Annotated in this window: 23 protein-coding genes and 1 pseudogene; 17 read left to right on the forward strand and 7 right to left on the reverse strand. The window is 44.1% G+C overall.

Annotated features, from left to right (window positions below; genetic code table 11):
- Nucleotides 1-77 precede the first annotated feature (77 nt).
- The 3 genes from ESM_RS0109820 to kilR all read right to left on the reverse strand — a co-directional run bounded on the left by ESM_RS0109820 (nucleotide 78) and on the right by kilR (nucleotide 819).
- Nucleotides 78-353, reverse strand: coding sequence for a protein RacC (locus ESM_RS0109820; RefSeq protein ID WP_000632297.1), 276 nt, complete (start codon nucleotides 351-353; stop codon nucleotides 78-80).
- Nucleotides 354-427: 74 nt separating this feature from the next.
- Nucleotides 428-598: a YdaE family protein gene (locus tag ESM_RS01000000124540; RefSeq protein WP_001352098.1), complete on the reverse strand. Its 171-nt coding sequence runs from the start codon at nucleotides 596-598 to the stop codon at nucleotides 428-430.
- A complete protein-coding gene (gene kilR, locus ESM_RS0109830) occupies nucleotides 598-819 on the reverse strand; it encodes a killing protein KilR (RefSeq protein ID WP_000560223.1) in 222 nt (73 codons plus the stop codon). The genes ESM_RS01000000124540 and kilR overlap by 1 nt, the downstream gene beginning before the upstream one ends.
- Before the next feature lie 441 nt (nucleotides 820-1,260).
- Here kilR and ESM_RS0109835 point away from each other — a divergent pair, with 441 nt between their 5' ends.
- Complete coding sequence (locus ESM_RS0109835) at nucleotides 1,261-1,749, forward strand: superinfection exclusion B family protein (RefSeq protein ID WP_010377803.1); 489 nt, start codon at nucleotides 1,261-1,263, stop codon at nucleotides 1,747-1,749.
- Here the strand turns inward: ESM_RS0109835 and ESM_RS1000000125885 are convergent.
- The 3 genes from ESM_RS1000000125885 to ESM_RS1000000125890 form a co-directional block, all read right to left on the reverse strand.
- Nucleotides 1,746-1,901: a YdaF family protein gene (locus tag ESM_RS1000000125885; RefSeq protein ID WP_001169151.1), complete on the reverse strand. Its 156-nt coding sequence runs from the start codon at nucleotides 1,899-1,901 to the stop codon at nucleotides 1,746-1,748. The genes ESM_RS0109835 and ESM_RS1000000125885 overlap by 4 nt on opposite strands.
- A gap of 10 nt (nucleotides 1,902-1,911) precedes the next feature.
- Nucleotides 1,912-2,046, reverse strand: a complete 135-nt coding sequence (locus tag ESM_RS1000000129375; protein WP_000233808.1) for a hypothetical protein — start codon at nucleotides 2,044-2,046, stop codon at nucleotides 1,912-1,914.
- Nucleotides 2,047-2,336: 290 nt separating this feature from the next.
- Nucleotides 2,337-2,756, reverse strand: a complete 420-nt coding sequence (locus tag ESM_RS1000000125890) for a helix-turn-helix domain-containing protein (protein WP_000233320.1) — start codon at nucleotides 2,754-2,756, stop codon at nucleotides 2,337-2,339.
- Nucleotides 2,757-2,835: 79 nt separating this feature from the next.
- Between ESM_RS1000000125890 and ESM_RS0109855 the strand changes: the two genes are divergently transcribed.
- The 12 genes from ESM_RS0109855 to ESM_RS0109910 all read left to right on the forward strand — a co-directional run bounded on the left by ESM_RS0109855 (nucleotide 2,836) and on the right by ESM_RS0109910 (nucleotide 13,880).
- Nucleotides 2,836-3,090 (forward strand): helix-turn-helix transcriptional regulator, encoded by a 255-nt coding sequence (locus ESM_RS0109855; protein ID WP_001072343.1) that lies wholly within the window; start codon nucleotides 2,836-2,838, stop codon nucleotides 3,088-3,090.
- Nucleotides 3,087-3,509, forward strand: coding sequence for a toxin YdaT family protein (locus ESM_RS0109860; protein WP_000693802.1), 423 nt, complete (start codon nucleotides 3,087-3,089; stop codon nucleotides 3,507-3,509). Before ESM_RS0109855 ends, ESM_RS0109860 begins: the two co-directional genes overlap by 4 nt.
- Nucleotides 3,510-3,521: 12 nt before the next feature.
- Complete coding sequence (locus ESM_RS0109865; RefSeq protein ID WP_000899746.1) at nucleotides 3,522-4,379, forward strand: YdaU family protein; 858 nt, start codon at nucleotides 3,522-3,524, stop codon at nucleotides 4,377-4,379.
- 6 nt (nucleotides 4,380-4,385) lie between these two features.
- A complete protein-coding gene (locus tag ESM_RS0109870) occupies nucleotides 4,386-5,132 on the forward strand; it encodes an ATP-binding protein (RefSeq protein ID WP_000788968.1) in 747 nt (248 codons plus the stop codon).
- Nucleotides 5,133-5,154: 22 nt separating this feature from the next.
- The gene (locus ESM_RS0109875; RefSeq protein ID WP_000450674.1) at nucleotides 5,155-5,916 is read left to right on the forward strand and encodes a DUF1627 domain-containing protein; all 762 of its coding nucleotides are present in this window, start codon (nucleotides 5,155-5,157) and stop codon (nucleotides 5,914-5,916) included.
- Nucleotides 5,917-5,931: 15 nt separating this feature from the next.
- Nucleotides 5,932-6,348: a DUF977 family protein gene (locus ESM_RS0109880; protein ID WP_001151122.1), complete on the forward strand. Its 417-nt coding sequence runs from the start codon at nucleotides 5,932-5,934 to the stop codon at nucleotides 6,346-6,348.
- A 406-nt stretch (nucleotides 6,349-6,754) separates the two neighbouring features.
- Nucleotides 6,755-10,387, forward strand: a complete 3,633-nt coding sequence (locus tag ESM_RS0109885) for a YobI family P-loop NTPase (RefSeq protein ID WP_001278661.1) — start codon at nucleotides 6,755-6,757, stop codon at nucleotides 10,385-10,387.
- A gap of 648 nt (nucleotides 10,388-11,035) precedes the next feature.
- On the forward strand, nucleotides 11,036-11,191 hold the full coding sequence (gene hokD, locus ESM_RS0109890; protein ID WP_000813269.1) for a type I toxin-antitoxin system toxin HokD: 156 nt from the start codon (nucleotides 11,036-11,038) through the stop codon (nucleotides 11,189-11,191).
- Between the two features lie 469 nt (nucleotides 11,192-11,660).
- Nucleotides 11,661-12,260 carry a DUF1367 family protein gene (locus tag ESM_RS0109895; protein WP_000940313.1) on the forward strand — a complete coding sequence of 200 codons (600 nt, stop codon included), beginning with the start codon at nucleotides 11,661-11,663 and terminating at the stop codon, nucleotides 12,258-12,260.
- A complete protein-coding gene (locus ESM_RS0109900; protein WP_000228038.1) occupies nucleotides 12,260-12,550 on the forward strand; it encodes a DUF1364 domain-containing protein in 291 nt (96 codons plus the stop codon). The genes ESM_RS0109895 and ESM_RS0109900 overlap by 1 nt, the downstream gene beginning before the upstream one ends.
- Entirely contained in the window at nucleotides 12,547-13,089 is a 543-nt protein-coding gene (locus ESM_RS0109905) for a DUF1133 family protein (RefSeq protein WP_000640144.1), read from the forward strand. The genes ESM_RS0109900 and ESM_RS0109905 overlap by 4 nt, the downstream gene beginning before the upstream one ends.
- Nucleotides 13,090-13,310: 221 nt before the next feature.
- Nucleotides 13,311-13,880 (forward strand): hypothetical protein, encoded by a 570-nt coding sequence (locus ESM_RS0109910; protein ID WP_001208722.1) that lies wholly within the window; start codon nucleotides 13,311-13,313, stop codon nucleotides 13,878-13,880.
- Here ESM_RS0109910 and ESM_RS1000000126550 read toward each other — a convergent pair.
- Nucleotides 13,849-14,064: a hypothetical protein gene (locus tag ESM_RS1000000126550; RefSeq protein WP_152948782.1), complete on the reverse strand. Its 216-nt coding sequence runs from the start codon at nucleotides 14,062-14,064 to the stop codon at nucleotides 13,849-13,851. The two genes, ESM_RS0109910 and ESM_RS1000000126550, sit on opposite strands and share 32 nt — an antisense overlap.
- A gap of 163 nt (nucleotides 14,065-14,227) precedes the next feature.
- Here ESM_RS1000000126550 and ESM_RS0109915 point away from each other — a divergent pair, with 163 nt between their 5' ends.
- From ESM_RS0109915 to lhgO, 4 genes and pseudogenes are all read left to right on the forward strand, one after another.
- Nucleotides 14,228-14,569: a phage holin, lambda family gene (locus ESM_RS0109915; protein ID WP_000781775.1), complete on the forward strand. Its 342-nt coding sequence runs from the start codon at nucleotides 14,228-14,230 to the stop codon at nucleotides 14,567-14,569.
- Between the two features lie 3 nt (nucleotides 14,570-14,572).
- Nucleotides 14,573-14,872: pseudogene (locus tag ESM_RS01000000124555) on the forward strand (glycoside hydrolase family protein); the annotation flags it as partial.
- Between the two features lie 923 nt (nucleotides 14,873-15,795).
- On the forward strand, nucleotides 15,796-16,773 hold the full coding sequence (glaH, locus tag ESM_RS0109925; protein ID WP_010377831.1) for a glutarate dioxygenase GlaH: 978 nt from the start codon (nucleotides 15,796-15,798) through the stop codon (nucleotides 16,771-16,773).
- Between the two features lie 19 nt (nucleotides 16,774-16,792).
- Nucleotides 16,793-18,061 carry an L-2-hydroxyglutarate oxidase gene (gene lhgO, locus ESM_RS0109930; protein ID WP_000271929.1) on the forward strand — a complete coding sequence of 423 codons (1,269 nt, stop codon included), beginning with the start codon at nucleotides 16,793-16,795 and terminating at the stop codon, nucleotides 18,059-18,061.
- Nucleotides 18,062-18,063: the final 2 nt, after the last annotated feature.

Genomic DNA, 18,063 nt, shown 5'->3' on the forward strand with positions numbered 1-18,063 from the left:
AAAATTCGTTTTGTTCAGTGAATGATCTTGCCGGATACACACTGTTCATAGCCTGCGCCATACGCAGGCTATTTCTTTCAGATTTCACCTTTTAATTTCATTGCAATTAGAGTTGCCAGAAATTCGGCTTTTTTTTCTGCGGGCAGATTCTTTCCGATATGCACCAGGCACATTTTTTTGACACCTTCATCAAGTGTTTTTACGTTGCCTGATGGACCATCGATATCAACCACAGTGAATGGGGTTTCTTTATTTTCTGTTTTAATTACGTAGCCAATGCGCTTTCCTTCCAGATTCACCTCGTGAACAATGTCATCGGTAGTTACAACAGTGGCTTCATAATTGGTAATCATGTTTTTCTCCTTAATTAAGGTTGAGCGAATACCTGCCATTTCTGGCATAAATTCAGTTTCGAATAGTCAATTAATTAAAGTTCATGTGCCATCTGGTCTTTTTCGGCACAAGCTTCACTGCAATATTTTCTCGGTTCGTCTTTTGATAAAATCCCGTGCATGAAGTGAAGCATTCTTTCAATAGCTTTGCTTTCTTCAACGTCTTTTTTGCAAAGGTGGTAAGCACATTTTATTTTCTTAGTCATCACCATGACTCCGCCTTTACAGGTAAACCATCACGACCGAGGAAGACTTTAATCATGCGGTCAGTAATGCATGTTTTTGTGGTCAGGTTACGAATATATAGTTTTCGCTTTTTAATATTGTTTGCCGAGGCAATATATGTCCGGCCTTCATGAAGAACATAATCGCCAGGAGTCACACACTGACGTGGTATTTCATCAGTTCCGAAGTGATGTGCAATCATAATTATCTCCATTTTTACAAATGAACTTTGTTGATGCGGTGCCTGGTGCCTCCAGGTGACTGCAACCAGTTAACAATTACAGTCGGCTTTCCCACCCAAACCAATAAGGACTAACATGACTTTTAACTGTGCCACGTGCGCTTAGCCGCATTCACCGCATCACAAAATTCACTTTAAAAAGGGCGGACATCAGCCGAACTTCAAGAAAAAAACTGATGCCGCCAGGACTACACACAGCAATGTCGTTATTTACAACCGGAGGCGCACTCCCACCATTTAAATTTAACAGACAAGACCGACTCTTTATGGATATCGGAAATGCGCCTTCGTGTTGTGCCCGGTTTTATTTCACCACCTCCGGGCTTCGGTGGTCTCGGCTATACCCCTACAGCGAGAGCTTGTGTTAACATTTCAATACCCTTACAGTTGAGAGTTATTGATATGTTGGATGTATTTACTCCATTGTTGAAACTTTTTGCTAACGAGCCACTCGAAATACTTATGTATACGATTATCATTTTTGGTCTCACTCTCTGGCTGATACCGAAAGAGTTTACTGTCGCATTCAATGCTTATACTGAAATACCTTGGCTCTTTCAGATTATCGTTTTTGCCTTTTCTTTCGTGGTCGCCATTTCCTTCTCAAGATTGCGAGCACATATTCAAAAGCATTATTCATTACTACCAGAGCAACGAGTATTGCTTCGTTTATCTGAGAAAGAAATCGCTGTATTTAAAGATTTCCTTAAAACAGGAAATCTTATTATCACTTCTCCTTGCCGTAACCCGGTTATGAAAAAATTAGAACGGAAGGGCATCATTCAACATCAGAGTGATAGCGCAAACTGTTCTTATTATCTCGTCACCGAAAAATACTCCCATTTTATGAAGTTATTCTGGAACAGCAGGAGTAGACGTTTTAATCGTTAGCTTACTGTATGCTTCTCCAACCATCGGCGCGCACCAGTTTCGGTTTTAAATGTTTTGCTTTTGGTATACGTCATGGCAGTGAACGTTCCATCCTGGTTGGGGAACACGCCGCACACCAGGGATTCGTTGTTGCCGAGGTCGATTTTTTGCATTTTGCGAATCTCACATCTTGTTGCTGTGTATAGCGACTTCTGCCTGCCAGAGATCCCAGTCGTTGCTGCGTAAAGCCTGCACAGCCTGGTTGTAAGTGATACCGCAACAATCCATCAAATACTGAACTACTTCGTAATGCACCATCTTATCTCTCCCCTTAACGCCGGGTGGCGGAACTGAAACCTGCTGCACTGCAAAATCTGAACCCTGCCGTCATGTTCATACGCCTCGGGCTGGCTACTTAACCCCTGACCACTGCCTGGTAACTCGAAGTATTGCCCTGCGTTCTGTGGGGCGGGGTGGGTTGGTAGGTATATAATGTACTTTGTGTTCATTGATGTAAAGTACTTTAAGTACATTTTGTGTGTAAAAAAATGAGATGGGATAAAGTGAAGCACAAACCCGGAGGGGGACGCTACCGGATTTATGCTGGTTTAAGAGGCTTTTTGTTTTTTCTTTCGTGCTAGCTCTTCGTAAATTGCATTGTACTTCTGTTTTTTCTCCTCAAGAGTTTTTAAAAGTTCATCTGTCTCACTGTCAGGGAGCTCGTCCAGAAGGTCAATGATGATTTTTTGTCTTGGATTTAACTCCTGATAGAAACGTACCTGTCCACTTTCTTCTGTATCCTCTCCCAAAAGATAGGTTGGTGTTGTTCCAATGAGTGTTGCTAATTCCCTTAATTTCTCTCGGCGAGGAATTGTTTCGCCATTAAACCATTTGCTAACCGCTTTTGGTGTTAATTTCATTCGACGGGCAATTTCTGCCTGCCTTCCATGTTGTTCATAACCAGCGTTTTCACAGGCTAGCGCAAGCCTACTGGCGAACTCTTTACGCGCTTTATCTTCATGAACCATAAGTTCAATGATATTCGCTCTTGAATGTACTGTCAGTTCTGTTATAGCATGTACTCAAAGTTCACATTGTGAGGGTGATATGAACCAGAAAACACTTGAAGATGTAATCAAAACTGTTCGCGTTTCTGTTGTGGCCGACGTTTGTGGTGTCAGCCAAAGAGCAATCTACAAATGGATGGATAACGGAAAATTGCCTCGCACAGAATATACCGGCGAAACAAATTACGCTGAAAAAATCGCTCATGCATCAAACGGATTATTTTCTGCTGATGTAATTTTAACTATTGGCAGAAATAAAACTACTACGAAAAAGCTGATGGGAGTTGATTCATGAAAATCAAGCATGAGCACATCGAGTCAGTGTTGTTAGCCCTGGCAGCCGAAAAAGGGCAGGCATGGGTAGCCAATGCCATTACTGAAGAATATCTGCGCCAGGGGGGCGGCGAATTGCCCCTGGTACCAGGCAAGGACTGGAATAATCAGCAGAATATCTATCACCGTTGGTTGAAAGGTGAAACGAAAACGCAAAGAGAAAAAATTCAGAAGCTGATCCCAGCAATTCTGGCAATCCTTCCGCGCGAGCTGCGTCACCGACTCTGCATCTTCGATACCCTGGAACGCCGTGCATTACTGGCGGCGCAGGAAGCGTTAAGTACGGCAATTGATGCGCATGATGATGCAGTCCAAGCCGTTTACCGGAAAGCGCATTTCAGCGGCGGCGGGTCTTCCGACGATTCTGTCATTGTTCATTAAGCAAAAGTTTCCATGCTGTTTGTGCTTATTCTAAGCCACCGGGCAGCATCATACGGGGCAATTATGGCCGCATTACCATACATGCAACTGTACATAGCTGATTACCTGGCTGACACCATGCATTTGTCAGCAGAGGAGCATGGTGCGTATTTGTTGCTGATGTTCAATTACTGGCAAACAGGAAAGCCAATACCTAAAAACAGGCTGGCAAAAATTGCCCGTCTGACTAACGAGCGATGGGCTGATGTTGAACCATCCTTGCAGGAGTTTTTTTGCGATAACGGCGAGGAATGGGTGCATCTTCGGATTGAGGAAGATCTGGCATCAGTCAGGGAAAAATTAACCAAAAAATCAGCCGCAGGAAAAGCATCTGTTCAGGCCAGAAGAAGCAGAAAGGAAGCAGATGTTCAAACAAAACAAGAGAGAAATTTAACAGGTGTTCAAACAGATGTTGAAGTGGTGTTTGAACATGATGTCAACACAAAGGCAACTAATAAAGATACAGATAAAGATCTAAAAACAGATCCCCCCCTAAATCCCCCCCGGGGGAATCGAGGTGTCAAAAAGTTTGACCCTCTGGATATTGCTTTGCCGAACTGGATTTCTGTCTCGCTTTGGCGTGAGTGGGTTGAATTTCGCCAGGCATTGCGAAAACCGATTCGAACGGAGCAGGGCGCTAACGGGGCGATACGGGAGCTGGAAAAATTCCGCCAGCAGGGTTTTTCACCTGAGCAGGTGATTCGACACAGCATCGCCAATGAATACCAGGGCTTGTTCGCGCCGAAAGGTGTTCGACCTGAGACGTTACTCCGACAGGTTAACACCGTCTCGTTACCGGATAGTGCGATCCCGCCAGGCTTCAGGGGGTAACTGACCATGAAAAATATTGCGACAGGCGACGTTCTTGAACGTATCCGCAGACTGGCCCCGTCACATGTAACCGCGCCATTCAAGACGGTAGCGGAGTGGCGCGAGTGGCAACTTTCCGAAGGCCAGAAACGTTGTGAGGAGATCAACCGTCAGAATCGCCAGTTGCGGGTGGAAAAAATTCTGAATCGCTCTGGCATCCAGCCATTGCACCGCAAATGCTCGTTTTCGAATTACCAGGTGCAGAACGAAGCGCAGCGATACGCGTTGAGTCAGGCGAAATCCATCGCTGATGAACTGATGACCGGGTGTACAAATTTTGCGTTCAGCGGAAAACCTGGTACCGGGAAGAACCACTTAGCGGCAGCTATCGGGAATCGCCTGCTGAAAGACGGTCAGACAGTGATTGTGGTTACCGTGGCTGATGTTATGAGTGCCCTGCACGCCAGCTATGACGATGGGCAGTCAGGCGAAAAATTTTTGCGGGAACTATGCGAAGTGGATCTGCTGGTTCTTGATGAAATTGGCATTCAGCGCGAGACGAAAAACGAGCAGGTGGTGCTGCACCAGATTGTTGATCGCCGGACAGCGTCGATGCGCAGCGTGGGGATGCTGACAAACCTGAACTATGAGGCCATGAAAACATTGCTCGGCGAGCGGATTATGGATCGCATGACCATGAACGGCGGGCGATGGGTGAATTTTAACTGGGAGAGCTGGCGTCCGAATGTCGTCCAGCCAGGAATTGAGAAGTAATTTTTACCGGGAGGAAATTTTTATGGAGACTGTTTTTGACGCACTGAAAGCAATGGGAAAAGCCACATCCATAGAACTTGCTGCGCGACTTGATATCAGTCGTGAAGAAGTGCTGAACGAACTATGGGAACTGAAAAAAGCTGGTTTCGTTGATAAAAGCGCGTACACCTGGCGTGTGGCTGATAACAACGTTCAGCAGGAACAGCCAATGCAGGCAGAACTGCCGGAAGAAACCACCACGGCAACTGTAGTGAAAATCTCAGAGTGCGATTTAACCGCGACGATTGAACAACGCGGACCACAAACGGCGGATGAACTGGCTACGCTGTTCGGTACAACATCCCGCAAAGTTGCTTCAACGCTGGCAATGGCAATCAGCAAAGGACGCCTGATTCGCGTAAACCAGAACGGTAAATTTCGTTACTGCATGCCGGGCGATAATTTACCAGCAGAGCCGAAAGCTGCATCGGTAGCGGAAACTGATGGTAAAGCCTTTCCTCAGCCAGCCGGTGTTGCGTTACCAGTACAGGAAGCGGCAACACAGGAAGATATTAAAACAGAAACTGTGGCGGACATTGTGCAGTCGCTGCCATCGTTTACTGAAACGCAAGCGGATGACCTAGTTTTACCATCGCTGCATATGGCAAACCGCGAACTGCGTCGGGCGAAAAATCATGTCCAGAAGTGGGAGCGAGTCTGCGCCGCGCTGCGGGAGCTGAACAAGCACCGGGATATTGTCCGACAGATTGTCGATTCCTCCAGTCGTATTGTGTCGGAAAAGTGATTGCCGGAGGCGCTTATGGCAAAAGTTTTTACACAGGAAGAGCGTGAAAAAATTAAGGAGCAGGTTGTTGAGTTGGTACGCCAGAGTGGGCGCGAGACGTTAAGGCAACTGGAGGCCAAGACAGGTGCGACAAGATATCTGATGAGCATTCTTGCCAGAGAGTTGGTTGCCAGTGGCGATGTATACAACTCTGGCTATGGGTTATTCCCGTCTGAACAGGCTCGTAAGGATTGGAAAAACGCCCGCAAAAAACTATCCAGGGCAAAGGTGAAAAAAACGGTTGTGGTTGATCCTGACCTTATCTGGTCATTACCAGACGGAGAAATACGCCGCTATGACAGGCGTCAGAACATAATCTGTCGCGAGTGCCGGAAGAGTGAAGTTATGAAACGTGTACTGGCATTTTATCAAGGAAATCTTCGGTATTTATAGACGTTACTAGATCAAAGAGCATTAGTTCATATGTAAATTGACATTTTTCTGGCACAGGGGAGAGCTAGCGTGGTTGTCCGCTTTGTGCCAGAAGCGGAAGTTAGAAATTATCTGCCAACCGATAAGATGGCTGCCTAAGTCGTAGCGATTCAGCACTGTTTTAGCGGCGCTCGATTGCAAAGTCGTGCTTTGCTGACTTGCGATTGTGCTCTTTACGAGCAAAGCTTTCAGGTATAGTAAGTGCTAACTGTAGTGTAAAATTATAGGGATAGATGAAGAAAACAACGAGGCTTTAGCTAATCTTTGCAGTTGTGTCTGCTATAATAAGGCGAAATTTTATCTGCATGATTTTGTTTGATTAACTCCGAAAGCCAGCTCTCTCGGTGAAGATTGGGAAGGGATATCAATGAGTGATGATAGCTATAAATTTCAAAAGTTAACGCCGTTCAGCGATGTTGAGCTGGGTGTATATAAAAATGCGATAGATTTTGTTTTTGCCAATAACGATCTAAAAAATGTTGCGATATCAGGGCAATATAGCGCAGGAAAAAGTAGTCTTATCGAATCCTATAAGAAAAGTCATTCAAATATAAAGTTTGTTCATATCTCACTTGCTCATTTCAGATCGATTGAGGAAGCTGAAACTAATGAACCAAGTAAAGATATAAATGAAACCGCGTTAGAAGGTAAAGTTCTTAACCAGTTAATTCACCAAATTAATGCTGATGATATTCCCCAGACACATTTTAAAGTAAAGAAAAAAATAAAAACTAACAACATTGTGATAAACACCATCTTTACGGTGTTATTTATCGCTATGATACTACATATCACGCTATTTAATAAGTGGGAAAAGTTTGTTTCACTTTTATCTGAAGGTAATATAAAGACACTACTTACATTATCAACTAAATACGATACGCTTTTAATTAGTGGGTTTATATGTACTATCCTATCTTGTATTTTCATTTACAAGTTAATAAAAACCCAAAAGAATCGTAATGTTCTTAAGAAAATAAATTTACAGGGTAATGAAATAGAGATTTTTGAAGAAAGTAACGAGTCTTATTTCGATAGATATTTAAATGAAGTATTGTACCTTTTCGAGAACGTTGATGCTGATGCCATTGTTTTTGAAGACATGGACCGTTTTAATAGTAATAACATCTTTGAACGTCTTCATGAGGTTAACAGACTGGTTAATATTCAACGGGACACAGCAGGGCACAAGAAATCGACGTTACGTTTTATTTACTTGCTTCGTGATGATATCTTCATTTCGAAGGATAGAACCAAATTCTTTGATTATATCATTCCAGTTATTCCTGTTGTTGATAGTTCTAACTCTTACGATCAGTTTATCACACATTTTGATGGTGGTGGTATTCTCAAGTTGTTCAATGAAAGATTTCTACAAGGGATGTCTTTATATATTGATGATATGAGAATATTGAAGAATATTTATAACGAATTTCAAATTTATTATAACAAATTAAACACGACAGAACTTGACTGTAATAAAATGTTGGCCATTATTGCCTATAAGAATATTTTCCCAAGAGATTTTAGTGAGTTGCAACTTAATCAAGGTATGGTTTATACCATATTTAGTGAAAAAGACAACCTTATTATTGAAGAAATAAAGAAAATAGAAAAAGATATTAGAGATAGAAAAAAAGAGATTGAGGCAATCAATGATGAAATACTCAACTCTAGTCAGGAGGTTGATGCTATATACGATAAGGAATTATCTAGATATAATAATCATCCTCACTATAATCAGGCTGAGAAAGCTGATATAGCAAAGAGAAGGGCGGCTAGAAAAGAAAGTGTTGAAAATAAATTTAATGGTAAAATAGAAGAAATTAATGAGCTTATATCAAGATCAAGAGAAAGTTTGGTTGATTCTAGAAACAAAAGACTTAAAGAAGTAATAACTAGAGAAAACATTGATGAAATATTTAAACTCACCTATACCAATGAAATTGGAGAGGAAAGAGACTTTAATGAAATAAAAAGCAGTGAGTATTTTGACTTGCTTAAATACCTTATTCGTGATGGTTATATTGATGAAACCTATACCGACTATATGACCTATTTTTATGAAAATAGCCTGAGTCGAATTGATAAGATGTTTTTACGCAGCATTACCGATCAAAAAGGCAAAGAGTTCACTTATCAACTCAAGAACCCCAAGCTGGTCGTTGCCCGCCTTCGAGAAGTGGATTTTGAACAGGAAGAGGCGCTTAATTTTGATTTATTAGCTTATCTGCTTCAAACGCCAGCCCAGGTAAACTTAATAAAACGTTTATTCAAACAACTAAGAAAAGATAGAAGAGTTGAGTTTATTCGTGGTTACTTTGAAACTGAGAGGGCTCAGCCTGTCTTCATTAATCGATTAAATACACAGTGGCCTGAGTTTTTTTCTTATGCGCTGACAGAGAGTGAATTTTCTGCTGATTGGGTTAAACTCTACTCTATAGGCACGTTTTATTATTCTGCCAATGACGCCATCGAGGCCATTAATATTGATGATTGTCTGACTGATTACATCTCTGATTCGGCAGGTTATTTAGCAATATCAGAACCGAAGGTTGACAAATTAATTAGTGGTTTTAAGTTGCTTAACGTCTCTTTTGTCAGTATTAAATTTGAAAACGCAAATAAAGTACTCTTTGATGCGGTTTACCAGCATTCACTTTATGATATTAATTTTTCCAACCTGACCTTAATGCTGAGTAAGGTTTACACGCTTAATAGTGAAGATGATATTCGCCATAAGAACTATACACTAGTGATGTCACAACCTGATTCTCCCTTGGCTAGTTATGTTAATAACCATATTAGGGACTATCTGGATATGGTTTTATCTAGTTGTGATGGTTCAATCGTGGATGATGAATCCATTGTTTTATCCGTTCTTAATAATGAGGGAATATCTGATGAACAAAAAGGCCAGTATATAAACGCTTTGCAAACTTTCGTGACATCTCTGAGTGAGGTTGAGAGCGAATCTTTATGGTCATCTTTGTTGGATAAAGATAGAGCAGTGTGCTCTGAGGAAAATATTGTCTCTTATTTTGAACATGTTGATGGACTGGATGACTCACTTATCGAATTTATCAATAGAACTGATGTAGACCTGAATTTTCAAAATATTAATATTGATAACGAGCTTAAAGGTAAATTATTTAAATCGATTGTTATCTGTAATGATTTATCAAATGATAAATATGAAAAATTAATTTGCTCACTAAATATTATTTGTAAAACATCCTTTAGCGCTAGTAATATCGCGAGTGATAAGTTCAAAATATTAGTGGATAAAAATATTATTCGTATGAATGTTGCGCCACTTAATTTCATACGAGATAACTATTCAGAGCAACTTTCCTATTATATTCATAAGAATATCAGGGCATACGTTGAATTAATGACGATTGATAACTTTATTTTGGATGAGGCTATATCAATACTTTCTTGGAAAGTTGATGATGATTTGAAAGTTAAGCTACTCGAGTTTGTTAAAACTCCGTTGGCTATTTATAGTAAGAATTACTCTCAGGTCGTTAATGACTATATTTTAGAAAATAATTTTAAACCAGATGAACTTCTAATCTTGACGTCATCTTATAAAACTTGGGGAACCTCTACTCAGTCGCTCATCTTGAGTCGAGCAATACAGGATATATCAGCATTGATAGCAAGTCCTAATGATGTTTCTGAACCGTTACTAAAAAACCTGTTTGTCGCAGAGGGACTGAATATGCAGAATAAAATAGCACTGCTAATCGCTTTGTTGCCGGGTAAGGATTTGAGTAAGACGACTTGCAAAGAGTATCTTGATCTGCTTGGTTTATCGGAGTTCAGTAAAATTTTGGGGCGAGGCAAACCTAAAATTGAAGTTGATTCAACTAATCAAAGTTTATTAACAGCATTAAGAGATAACCACTTCTTCTCTGATTTTGAGGTGGATAATGAAAATCCCACTTATTATAAAATAACAAGGCGGCGCTCTATGTTTGGCTCAGATACATAGCATTATGTATTTTTCTACAGTTTGGGCACTTTTATAGTGCCCAATTTTTACGCTGAAACTTACGCAGATAATCTGACTTTTTCCCAGTTGACGAGTACACCTAGGTGTTCGTGAAGCCCTCAGTGTGTTGGGACAGATGCGAGCGTCCGCTCTTCGCTCAAAGCGGACTAAAATGTTGGCTTGTTTCTGACTTAGAGCATTTAAGGAAGTGCTGGTGGTGACTGGTTGTTGTGTTCCATTTCTACAGAACAAAATCACAGAAACTATACCCAATAGTTGCATTGAATCACTGACGAGACATCCTCATATTTATCAGGACTGGTGTACGCCCAATACAGGAGGTTGTCGTGCTGGTTCTCAAATGTGCGCTAGCTATTGCGGCTGTAATGGCAATTTATTGTCTTGCTGTTGTTCTTATGGATCGCCTTTCTGATTGATTTTATATTGGCGAGGTGACGGGGGTTAAGTAGAATTGCTGCGGGTGCTTGAGGCTATCTGCCTCGGGCATGAACACCAACGGCAGATAGAGAAAAGCCCCAGATAACATTACGCGTCCGGCAAGACGCTTAACATTAATCTGAGGCCAATTTCATGCTTTGCACATGTAGGTTAGCCTCTTACGCGCCGGAAGGCAAGGAGAAGCAGGCTATGAAGCAGCAAAAGGCGATGTTAGTCGCACTGATTGTCATCTGTTTAACCGTCATAGTGACGGCACTGGTAACGAGGAAAGACCTCTGCGAGGTGCGAATCCGAACCGGTCAGACGGAGGTCGCTGTCTTCACAGCTTACGAACCTGAGGAGTAAGAGTGACCAGGCGAGGGAGAAATCCCTCGCCGCCTCTGATGTGTCAGGCATCCTCAACGCACCCACACTTAACCTGATTCGGCGAGTTTATTTTATCTGTGAATATTTTTATAAAAATAATGCCCATACACAGCAAAAAACAAAAAGTATTACAGATAAAAAAGGAGCGTAATGTGCAGATTTGTTGTTTTCCATATTTACTCACCTTAATATGATTAATCCTGATAGGATTGTTATTTCAGCGGTTTTCAAATGAGATATTATGCTGATCTGGCAGATTTGCATAACATTAAAATTTAATTTGTCTAACCGCTTTTAATAATAAGCGTTGTATTTTATCCCAGCAATCTATTGTTTGATTTTTATTCCATCAATGTGGGGGCTTTACACTGGAACCAGTTTATTTATACTTTATACGTCAGCCTGAACAACTGGCATCTGCTGCACTGCGCCATCGAGAGATTGAGAAATGGCGCATATACAACTGGTCAAACAAACTTCTTCTGGTTTACTTCTCCCGGCGACGCCGGAGAGTTGCGATTTTCTGCATCAAATCAAAATAGGTGAGTGGATACACGCAGACTTTAAGCGTGTGCGTAACTACGCATTCCACAAGCGTTTTTTCAAACTCCTGCAACTGGGATTCGATTACTGGACTCCGGTCGGTGGGGCGATCACGCCTCGCGAACGAGAACTGCTGTCTGGTTTCGTTGATTACCTGTGCGAATCAGTTGGTCGGGAACACACGCCAGCCCTGAGTGATGCCGCAGAGCAATATCTGAATACAGTTGCGACACGCAGAACCCGGGATACGGCATTGCTAAAGTCGTTTGAGGCTTTTCGCGAGTGGGTAACCATTCAGGCTGGATTTTACACCGAACATTTTTATCCGGACGGTAGCCATGGGCGTCTGGCGAAATCCATCGCTTTTGCGAACATGGACGAAACCGAGTTTCAGCAGGTTTATAAATCTGTACTGAATGTGCTGTGGAACTGGATCCTGTTCCGTAAATTTTCCTCTCCGGAGGAAGTCGAAAATGTGGCCGCACAGTTACTGGAGTTTGCGTAATGGTGGATTTACGTAAAGCGGCGCGGGGGCAGATGTGCACCGTCAGAATTCCTGGCTACTGCAATCACAATCCCGAAACATCTGTGCTGGCGCATTACAGGCTGGCGGGGACGTGCGGAACAGCGACAAAACCACACGATATGCAGGCAGCGATTGCCTGTAGCTCATGCCACGATTTAATCGACGGGCGGGTAAAAACCAGCGATTACACCAAAGAAGAATTACGCCTGATGCATGCAGAAGGTGTTTTTCGCACACAAGAAATCTGGAGAAAGGAAGGTTATTTATGATTTACCCAACAAATACAGGCAAAAGCGGGGAACACCTTCGTCTCACCACGCTGGAAAGTGTCTGGATTCAGGGAAAACTGCGCATGTGGGGGCGCTGGTCGTATATTGGCGGCGGTAAGACGGGAAATATGTTTAACCAGTTGCTGGCATCCAAAAAATTGACGAAAACAGCCGTCAATGAAGCCCTGCGCAGGATGAAAAAAGCGGGAATAGAGAAACCTGAGCTGGAAGCGTTTTTGCGAGAGATGATCAATGGCAAGCAAAAGACCTGGCTGGCGCATTGTACTGATGCAGAGGCGTTATGTATTGATAGAGTCATAAGTGAGGTGCTGGCAGAGCATCCTGGATTGATTAGTGTCCTCCGGCAACGGTATGAAGGACGGGGGATGACTAAGCGCAAAATGGCTGAATTGCTAAATGATGCACATCCTGAGTGGTGTTTTAGCACATGCGAAAAGCGAATTGCTAATTGGTTGGCTGTTGCTGAGTATGCCCTATATATTCCCATGCGAGAATCATTTGCTCAAAAAATAGCTTGATTTTTTACGCATAAACTGCTTCAATTCCGGTATGCTTCGCAAAGCTGTATCGCGAGGCGAACCAAGCGCATGAACTTTACCAGAACCCGCCATTGAGCGGGTTTTGTTGTTTCTGGTACTGGCGAACCTGATGTTTCATTTCTGGAGCGCGATTCCTGGCGGAATACCTAGAATCGAGACATTCTGGTAAAATTGTTTTCAGTACAGGATGTGGAGGTGAGATGAGAGAACTACCTAAAGATTATTTTTTAGGAGTAGATGATGAGCTCGTCGATTATCTTGAAAAACAAGGGGAAGAGACGATACGAGAGATTCATCTTTCTAACAAAACCAATGTTGAGAATGGATACAAACTTCTGAACATTCAGATTGTTGGAATTGGTTCATCTTTTTTATTGCTGACACAGAAAACTAATTTCGATTTTCTCACCGCCGGAATTACCACATTTACATTACTATGGACATGGTGCGCCATTTACTTGGTATGTACTGGTTTATCTGTGAAGGTTAGGGGCCTGATCAATGCCCCTCCTGATCATCTATATCATGAAAAATATAAGGATATGGAGCCCTCGAGCTTTAAAATATTCGCTGATGCAGGATATTTAGGACCTGATAAGTTATTGCCGCTTATACGAAGGTATCGCCTTGTTGACTTGAGTGATACAGCAAGAGAGTTACTGTTGGAAAATGAGAAAATCCGCACGAGTCTCGATAAAGCAAGGATGTATACCATCCTTGCTCCGGTAGCGGCGATGTTTATCTCGGCTGTTTTTTTATATGTTCAATGACTGAGTCGGCAGAATCTCCAACAAAAACACGACGTGTAGCAAAGTCTGTAGTACTTTGTGTTGGAGTTGGTTTTGGTGCCACGGGTTGCTGAGGTTTATTTTCACCTTGTGGTTTGTTTTTTTCAGACATAAAAATCCTCTTTGTTTGAATTGTTACTTTTGGCGATTTAACGATATCAAACACGAGTATATACCGCCAGAAGCTTAATCTGGCACTCCATCTGGCCCCGGCATGTCCCGGGGCTTTTTCGTTGTTAGGCTCCGGAAACATCCTCGACTTCTTGTTAGCAAGCCTGAGAGCCTGAATCTTACACTTAGCACCATCCGAACTCTCGGAGGTGAGGCTTATGAAAATGCACAATGCCCCTCATTCCTGGCCTGACTTACTGGAACTCTTACAAAGTTGGTGGCGTGGAGATACGCCGCTGGGTGCAGTGGTTATGTCAATTATTATGGCTGGTTTGCGCATTGCCTATTTTGGCGGTGGCGGCGGCTGGAAACGAAAAACGCTTGAGATTCTGCTTTGTGGTGCTCTGACGCTGACCTTTGCATCCGCGCTTGAGTATGTCGGATGGCCTAAATCACTTTCTGTTGCCATTGGTGGTGGGGTGGGGCTGATTGGTGTTGATGCTATTCGTGGTGCGGCAATGAGGGTCATCGGTAACAAGTTCGGTGCCCATAAGGAGTAATTAATGCAGACACTTAATTCCCAGCGTAAAGCTTTCCTTGATATGGTGGCATGGTCAGAAGGAACAGATAACGGACGGCAGAAAACCAGAAATCACGGTTATGATGTTATTGTCGGTGGCGAACTGTTCACTGATTACTCCGATCACCCCCGCAAACTTGTCACGCTAAATCCGAAACTCAAATCAACAGCCGCTGGACGTTACCAGCTTCTTTCACGCTGGTGGGATGCCTACCGCAAGCAACTTGGCCTGAAAGATTTTTCTCCAGAAAGTCAGGATGCTGTAGCGCTGCAGCAGGTACGATATAGCATCAATCCAAGTAAAAATGCGCTTTCATTTCACATTAACTTACAGCCATTGGTATACGATTAGGTATACGCACAAAAACTGAATTAAACAAAATCATTAAAAATCAAAGCAATACAATATTTATTCAAACTCCGCCAGCCAATCATGATTAGACGGTGTAAGAACAACACCAACAAAAACAGGAAGTTAGCAGTCTCAGCAGGACACCGACCAGACGGTGAGGAGACAAAAAAGGATACGCAAAGGAGCCGCAGCTCTTTAGTGACATAGAAGCCCGCTTATGCGGGCTTTTTTATTTTTTCATCTGCTTAATTTGGCTGTGCTTCATCTATCCCCTCAACAAGCACCATTCTTTTCGTTCACAGCTTCCATATATCAACCAGCCACGAATGCCTTTCAGCCATAAAAAATGAATGTCTGTTATGAGCTCTGAGTTCAACGGGTCGATGCAACGCTATCCTTAATCAAGGGGGCCGTTGCTCTTCTGAAATGCAAAAGGGTCTCTAAATGTGAATGGCACGATTATGCGGGATACTTACATAATGTATGGAGACTACGCATTATTCTCCCCCCTGCCAAACAGGTGAAGAACTAAAACTCACCTGTTTACAACAGGTTATTTCAAATTAACTCAATCGTGTATTAAATCGCAGGACACGTTTGTTTTGAAGTTTGAAATCACACCCAATACTCACCTCCTATAACCATCACTAACTTATTATTTTAAATAATTATTTCTCTAAAAAAGCATCTATAACTCACCTCACCATATGTTAATAAAATATTGTTTTTGATCACAATAAGAAAACAATATGTCTCTTTTGTGCGCATTTTTCAGAAATGTAGATATTTTTAGATTATGGCTACGAAGTGAGCATCGCCATGTCACCCTACATCTCATAAGAGGATTGCTTCTGATGAATGCACTGACCGCCGTACAAACCAATACTGTCGATTCAGGCCAGGACTATAGCGGATTCACCCTCATACCGTCGGCGCAATCCCCGCGTCTGCTGGAACTCACCTTCACCGAACAGACGACCAAACAGTTTCTCGAACAGGTTGCCGAGTGGCCCGTGCAGGCGCTGGAGTACAAATCGTTTCTGCGTTTTCGGGTGGGCAAAATTCTCGACGATCTGTGTGCAAACCAACTACAGCCGCTGCTGTTGAAGACGTTGCTAAACCGCGCTGAAGGTGCGCTGTTGATCAATGCGGTAGGTGTCGATGATGTGAAGCAGGCGGATGAGATGGTGAAGCTGGCGACGGCGGTGGCGCATCTGATTGGTCGCTCAAATTTCGATGCGATGAGCGGTCAGTATTATGCGCGTTTTGTGGTGAAAAATGTCGATAACTCAGACAGCTATCTGCGCCAGCCGCACCGCGTGATGGAGTTGCATAACGACGGCACCTATGTCGAAGAGATCACTGATTACGTGCTGATGATGAAAATCGACGAACAAAACATGCAGGGCGGAAATTCGCTGCTGCTGCATCTCGATGACTGGGAACATCTGGACCACTTTTTCAGCCACCCGCTGGCGCGCCGTCCGATGCGTTTTGCCGCACCGCCAAGTAAAAACGTCAGCAAAGATGTCTTCCATCCGGTGTTCGACGTCGATCAGCAGGGGCGCCCGGTGATGCGCTATATCGACCAGTTCGTCCAGCCGAAAGACTTCGAAGAAGGCGTATGGTTGAGCGAGCTTTCCGACGCCATTGAAACCAGCAAAGGCATTCTGTCTGTCCCCGTTCCCGTTGGCAAATTCCTGTTGATTAACAACCTGTTCTGGCTGCACGGTCGCGACCGCTTTACCGCGCATCCGGATCTGCGTCGCGAACTGATGCGCCAGCGTGGCTATTTCGCTTACGCCACTAACCACTACCAGACGCATCAGTAAGCGCAAAGGAATTGAGCGGATGTATGATTTTGTGATTATTGGCGGCGGCATCATCGGCATGTCGACCGCCATGCAACTGATTGATGTCTATCCGGACGCCCGCATTGCGTTGCTGGAAAAAGAGTCCGACCCGGCCTGTCACCAGACGGGCCACAACAGCGGTGTGATCCATGCCGGGGTCTATTACACGCCCGGCAGCCTGAAGGCGAAATTTTGCCTGGCGGGAAACCGCGCCACCAAAGCCTTTTGCGATCAAAACGGCATTCACTACGACAACTGCGGCAAGATGCTGGTCGCCACGTCCGCTCTCGAAATGGAACGGATGCGCGCGTTGTGGAAACGCACGGCGGCGAACGGGATCGAGCGCGAATGGTTAAACGCCGACGAACTGCGCGAGCGCGAACCGAATATCACCGGGCTTGGCGGTATTTTTGTGCCGTCCAGCGGCATTGTCAGCTATCGCGAAGTGACGGCGGCGATGGCAAAAATCTTCCAGGCCAGAGGCGGTGAGATTATCTATAACGCCGAAGTCAGCGCGCTCAGTGAGCATAAAAACGGCGTGGTGATACGTACCCGTCAGGGCGACGAATATGAAGCATCGACGCTGATTAGCTGTTCCGGACTAATGGCTGACCGGCTGGTGAAAATGCTCGGCCTCGAACCGGGCTTTATCATCTGCCCGTTCCGTGGCGAGTATTTCCGCCTTGCGCCGGAGCATAACCAGATTGTTAACCATCTGATTTACCCCATCCCCGACCCGGCGATGCCATTTTTGGGCGTTCATCTCACCCGGATGATCGACGGCAGCGTGACCGTCGGGCCAAACGCGGTGCTGGCTTTCAAACGCGAAGGCTATCGCAAGCGCGACTTCTCATTTAGCGACACGCTGGAGATTTTGGGCTCTTCGGGGATTCGCCGGGTGCTACAAAACCACCTACGCTCAGGACTGGGCGAGATGAAAAACTCGCTGTGCAAAAGCGGCTATTTGCGGCTGGTGCAAAAGTATTGTCCCCGGCTTTCGTTAAGCGATCTCCAGCCCTGGCCCGCCGGTGTGCGGGCGCAGGCGGTATCGCCGGACGGCAAGCTGATTGACGATTTTCTGTTTGTCACCACCCCGCGCACGATCCACACCTGCAATGCGCCCTCCCCGGCAGCGACATCAGCAATTCCTATTGGTGCGCATATTGTCAGCAATGTACAAACGCTGCTGGCAAGCCAGAGTAACCCCGGACGCACGCTGCGAGCGGCACGTAGTGTGGATGCCTTACACGCCGCATTTAATCAATAACC

The organism is Escherichia sp. TW09308 (assembly GCF_000208565.1).
Taxonomy (GTDB): Bacteria; Pseudomonadota; Gammaproteobacteria; order Enterobacterales; family Enterobacteriaceae; genus Escherichia; species Escherichia marmotae.